The organism is Priestia sp. KCTC 13724 (assembly GCF_056820425.1).
In genome coordinates, this window is the sequence record NZ_JBXDLD010000193.1 from 1 (window position 1) to 5,545 (window position 5,545).

6 protein-coding genes are annotated in these 5,545 nt (G+C 34.1%); 3 read left to right on the top strand and 3 right to left on the bottom strand.

The window, feature by feature from the left end; genetic code table 11:
• Positions 1 to 190: 190 nt before the first annotated feature.
• The 3 genes from AC1UFB_RS20305 to AC1UFB_RS20315 all read right to left on the bottom strand — a co-directional run bounded on the left by AC1UFB_RS20305 (position 191) and on the right by AC1UFB_RS20315 (position 1,981).
• Positions 191 to 652: a replication/maintenance protein RepL gene (locus tag AC1UFB_RS20305; RefSeq protein WP_061860493.1), complete on the bottom strand. Its 462-nt coding sequence runs from the start codon at positions 650 to 652 to the stop codon at positions 191 to 193.
• A 462-nt stretch (positions 653 to 1,114) separates the two neighbouring features.
• Positions 1,115 to 1,531, bottom strand: a complete 417-nt coding sequence (gene fosB, locus AC1UFB_RS20310; RefSeq protein ID WP_061786473.1) for a FosB/FosD family fosfomycin resistance bacillithiol transferase — start codon at positions 1,529 to 1,531, stop codon at positions 1,115 to 1,117.
• A 60-nt stretch (positions 1,532 to 1,591) separates the two neighbouring features.
• Entirely contained in the window at positions 1,592 to 1,981 is a 390-nt protein-coding gene (locus AC1UFB_RS20315; RefSeq protein ID WP_482589959.1) for a hypothetical protein, read from the bottom strand.
• A gap of 432 nt (positions 1,982 to 2,413) precedes the next feature.
• On the opposite strand from AC1UFB_RS20315, the gene mobV reads away from it, so the two are divergent.
• From mobV to AC1UFB_RS20330, 3 genes are all read left to right on the top strand, one after another.
• Complete coding sequence (mobV, locus tag AC1UFB_RS20320) at positions 2,414 to 3,646, top strand: MobV family relaxase (protein ID WP_025908220.1); 1,233 nt, start codon at positions 2,414 to 2,416, stop codon at positions 3,644 to 3,646.
• A gap of 144 nt (positions 3,647 to 3,790) precedes the next feature.
• The gene (locus AC1UFB_RS20325) at positions 3,791 to 4,207 is read left to right on the top strand and encodes a hypothetical protein (RefSeq protein WP_025908219.1); all 417 of its coding nucleotides are present in this window, start codon (positions 3,791 to 3,793) and stop codon (positions 4,205 to 4,207) included.
• A gap of 177 nt (positions 4,208 to 4,384) precedes the next feature.
• Positions 4,385 to 4,972 (top strand): MarR family transcriptional regulator, encoded by a 588-nt coding sequence (locus AC1UFB_RS20330; protein ID WP_482589962.1) that lies wholly within the window; start codon positions 4,385 to 4,387, stop codon positions 4,970 to 4,972.
• The last annotated feature ends 573 nt before the right edge of the window (positions 4,973 to 5,545 follow it).

Genomic DNA, 5,545 nt, shown 5'->3' on the forward strand with positions numbered 1-5,545 from the left:
AACTTTTCCATAGTAATCACACCTCTTAGATATATAATAAAAAATTATTCTTTACTATACACCAATTGGAAATATTATCAAGACCATTGCTACCTATAACGTGTTTTATGTTAACTCAAAGTGAACATATATGTGCAGTTGTAGAAAACATCGTGTTCAAAAGAATGAACACGATGTTTTAATGATTTTTTCAATTTGTGTCTTTTAATCTCATAACTTTTCCGTCTGCACTTAGTTCTACTTCGTATCTAATTTTAGATATATCTTTCCATTCACCTCTTCCAAAGAATTGAGGATTTAATAAGAAAACGCCTGTTTCTTTTTTTATTAGAATATTCTTTTTGGTTAACTGATTAACTGCATTAGTTACTGATTGTTGTTTAATCCCTAAATTCTCAGCTACAATTCGTTTATATCCTGAGTTAATAATGATAAATTGGCCTTTATTTGCATAAGTTACGCCCTTTATAAGCTCGTATAATACTTTACTTATCCATCCTTGTATTTCTGCTAACACAACAATATTGTCGAGATATACTTTTATGTAGTCTGGTTCTTTTCCGTAGTTAAAAGAAACACTTGTCGTTTCTTCCGTTATTTCTCCGTTCATATCAACGACTTTTGTTGTTTCCACTTTTGATATTTTAGCCACATTGTCCACCTCTATCATTTTTTACCATTTATTATATTTTTATCTTAACTCATATTTCAGTTAATATCAACACTATAATAGAGTTGATATTAACTCTATTATAGTGTTGATATTAACCCTTGTTTTTTTGTTAAAAATAACTCTTTATAAAAGTTATTTTTAACTCATATATAAGTTAAAAATAACCCTCATAGCAGTTAAAATTAACTTGTATATGAGTTAATTTTGACTTCCCAAAAAGTCTTACAAACCCTTATATATCAAGGTTTATATCAATATATAAAAATCTTTTTTCTTCTTTTATTTTTATTATGTACTTTGTTTTACAAATTAAAAAAGCCTTAAAACAATTAGTTTTAAGGCTTTTTTGCTTCTTATAATTTTGATTATGTAAACTATCTTTGCATATGTTATACATAAATTTAGCGTTGTCTGTTTTATAAAGGAATCTTTTATTTAACCTTAGATATAAAATTCCATATGTGTTTTATCCTCTTTATAATATTCTAAACGATCTTGCAGGCTTCCAGTATGAAACTCGAATTTATGTCCATCTGGATCTGTGAAATAGATTGACATTTTATCTCTTTGGTCTCTTTCACGTCCAGGTAAAATATTAACCTTATTTTTTATTAAGTCACTTTTTAGATTTAGGAACTCCTCATCTGTTACAGTAAATGCAATATGAGTATATGAATGTTGAATTTCATTTCTTGGAATATCCTCTTCTGTGTTCAAAGCAATCCATAAGCCATTTAAATCAAAATAGGCTAACTTTCTCCCTTTAACAAGTAGCTTTGCTTGAAGGACATTTTGATAAAAATCTATTGATTTATCTAGATTTGAAACTGAAAAACAAATGTGGTTGATACTTAACAATGCTTATTTCCTCCTCGAATTTTGAAATCTTTTTAATCAGTTTATGGGTCTTATAAAAAATCATCTTTTCCATAATTTTTGCCACCAACTCTTCTTTTCTTCTAGTGATGTAGCAATCTGTTCTTGAACTTCTAATAATAACTTTTTTGTTTCCTGTGAATCTCTTAATGACTGGATTAACTTTTGATCACGTTCTTCAAGTTTGTTATTTATATAATCTTCTTGGTGTTGCTGCTTCTTTTCTACATCAGCAACATGCTTCCGCAGTTCCGCAATCTCTTCTTTTTGATCAGCAATCACTTGCATTGTTTTAGTCATTTGTTCGAATGCCATTTGAAGTTGTAAAGCATACTGATTTACCTCATTTTCTGGTTGCTGCTGCGCTGCTGCTGTTGTCATTGCGGTTGATTCTGGCATATCTAATTCTTTTGCAACTTCTGCAATAGTCATTAACTTTTTGATAAGTATCCCTCCGATCCTACGGGAAAATCTATTAATTATCATTCTACAGCAGTTCCGCAATCACCTCCACAATGAGGAAAATAGCGTCATTACGCGGTTTTCCCCTCATTGCTGTTGCGCTAATGCTGTGTTGCTGCGGTTACTTACTTAGCACCTTTAGGGTGCAATTGTTGCCTTTATGGCAACATAGTTTTAGGGGATTTATATAGGGATCCAACGTGCTGACGTTGGCGGGGGTAGTGGGGCGAGAAGCCCCGCGGTCTTAGGTTTTGCACGCTTGCCTGCTTGCCTGTTTGACAGGCAAAGAGCCTCGCAGAGCACACGACTTTATGGATGTAAAGTATAGTGTGCTATACTTTACATGGAAGTAGTGACCGGATTATAATCCTAAATAGAGGTGTACATAAGGGTGGTGGAGGCATGAGTTTTGCGATTTGTCGGATGGAAAAAATGAAGTCCCATGATTTAAAAGGAATGCAGTTTCATAATCAACGAGAGAGGGAGAGTAAAACGAATCCCGACATCGATAAGGAGCGTTCTCATTTAAATTATGATTTGGTGAATCCGGATAAGATTGATTATAACAAACGAGTGAAAGAGATCATTGAGAGTCAGAAAACAGGAACGAGGAAGACCAGGAAGGATGCTGTTCTGGTCAATGAGTTGCTGATCACGTCTGATCGAGGTTTTTTTGATCGGTTAAATCCAGCTGAAGAAAAACAGTTCTTTGAAGAGAGTTATAAATTATTTGCTGATCGTTATGGCGAGAAGAACATTGCGTATGCGATGGTTCATATGGATGAAAAAACGCCTCATATGCATTTGGGGGTGGTTCCCATGCGTGATGGGAAGCTACAAGGAAAACATGTTTTTGATCGGAATGAATTACGTTGGATTCAAGACGAGTTTCCAAAGCATCTGCAGAAGCAAGGGTTTGATGTGGAGCGAGGAGAAAAAGGATCTAATCGGGAGCATTTAACGACGCAACAATTTAAGGCCAAAACATTAAAAGAACAAGTTGAGAGGTTAGAAAGTTCTTTATCTGAAAAACAAGCAGCGAAACAGGAGATTGAAACGTCTATCAATGAGATTGAGCATCGTTTAAGCGATTTAGGGAAGTCGTTAGATCAAGTGAAAAAGGTGGACGAGATTGACGTAAAGCTTGAAAAGAAGATGGGCTTATTCGCTTCTGACAGGGTCATATTGGAGCGAAAGGATTTTGAAGGTATTGAAACCTTAGCGAAAGCTTCAGAAGCCCTTAAAATGGAAAATAGGCAGCTTAAAATAGAAAATCAAAAACTTCATGACGGAAAAGACAAGCTTATAATGGAACGTGATTTGGTCCGAAACGAAAATATGGAGTTGAAGAAAGAAAACAAGCAGCTGAAAAAAGAGAATGACTTTTTAAAAGGAACACTAGAAAGAGTAAAGGAATTGTATCAGGAGAAATTGCCTGAACTGGCGAAGATGGTTGGGTATGTGAAGGCGAGTTTTTTAGATAAAGCGAAAGAAAAGTTGTTAAAACGATATTTTACTGATGATAACGAAATCAAAGGGGCTCAGAAATTTGCCCTGGATAAACAGGAGCAAGAAAAGCAGATCCAATCGACACGAAAGAGAAATCGTGATCGGGAGGGTGGTTTGGAGCGATAAGGAAAAAGCCCATTATCGTATAGAACCCCGCCGTCGCAAGCGCAAGGAATCGAAATGAGCTTTTTTTTATTATATAAAAATGAAAGAGATTTAGACATAAGAAAGAAGTTTGGATGATCATGTTAATGGTCAGAGGGAGGAAGAATGATTTGTTCGTACTGTGGGTCTGATAACGGTGGAAACTATGCAGAAAACTGTGGGTTTTGTGATGCTCCATTGAAGAAGCAGCGTCCAACGATGAAAGAGTTTGTCTATTTAAATCAATGTGAATTACCTTTTGATCAGCTGTCGAACTTTCATACATATGATTTATTGGTTTTGCTACGATTGGTAAGAGAAGAACGGTCAAAATCGTATAATCTCATGAGAACCGTTCAGAAGGCGCCAGAAGAGGTTGTTGTTGATCTAGATACATCAGCCTTTGCGGAAAGTGAATATAGGATCTATACGGCTCGTATGAAGGTGGTAGAAGGTATTTTGATTGATAGAATGGGGTACAAGCCTAAAAGAGTAGATGATAAATTACTAGAGAGTTTGAGAAAAAAGGTAGAAAATGGCTAGAAAAAAGGGAGTTTTATTGGTATTGTCGAAAGTAGAAAAAGAAAAAACCGCCCTGTCTTTGGTCGGATAGGCGGTTTTTGAAAATTTGCAAGGGATTAGTCCCTTTATTCACATTATTAGAGTATTTATATTCTAACACAAAGAGACTAATTCCTGCTACATAGGGAGAGGAATTAGATGAAAAAAAATGTTGGTAATTTTAGTGAAGCAGAAAGAAAAGCACGATTAAGAGATTTAGAAAATGAAAAGATATTAACTGAGGAAGAACTACAACAAGCAACTGAATTGCAAACTAAAGCAAATTCTAGAGGAATGGTATTAATTCCTGAAAGAAAAGTTAAAAATAAAGCGAGGTTTGTCCAGTTGAATCAAGCAAATCTTTTGTATTTACGTGAAATTAAATATCTAACTACTGCTGAAAAGACTTTTTTAATAGATATTGCTCCTCATGTTGAAATTGAATCTAATTGCATTGTAGAAGATTGTAAAAAGATTAACTCAACACCTTTAACTCAAAGTGATCTTGCAGTAGTTTTAGGAAAGAAAAAACAAAATGTAAATCCGATTATTAAGGGTTTAATTGATAAAGGCATTTTAGCCCGTTCTGAAAGTGGTTTAGAAGATAATAATGTTAGAGCATATGCTTTATTTGTAAATCCTCATATTATGTTTTCTGGAGACAGAGACAATGTAAACGGAACTTTAAAAGCTATGTTTAGAAGAAATCCTGCTGAATTAAAAAAACTACCTGAGAAATTATTTTAGAGCCAATTTTGGCTCTTTTTTTATTCATTTCGTGGTAATGATTTTTCATTACGAAAGTAATGAAAAATCATTACCACGAGATTACCCGAAAAACCAATCATATCAAGGGTTTAACCCACTTTTGAAAACTCCCCCCTTCTTACTCTTTATTTAATAGCAATTCGTCATTCGTTTTGCAACACTAATTTTATATATTTTTCGTTATTGCCTTTAAGGCTAAAAGGTTGCCATCAAGGCAACCAAAACCTTGTTTGTAAGGAGCTATAGTTAACATAATGAAGCATTATTGGTACTAAAAAAGGATCTCCAATTGAGATTAAGTGTTGATCTGTAAGTGTGATTAAATGAATAACATACCTATAACATCAATATTTTTAATTTATGGGGTACAGACACATACCCATCAAGCTAACGACAGAAACGATTAAAAATGTAATGATCCTTGTCCTAACATCGGTGAGTATCAGAAAAATCGGCATGACAAAGAAGCCTATGAAACTATCATTTTTTCGTTAGGCAACTTGTTGTTGTTTTACTGCTGTCTCATACACAATACCAAGAATGTCAAAAACG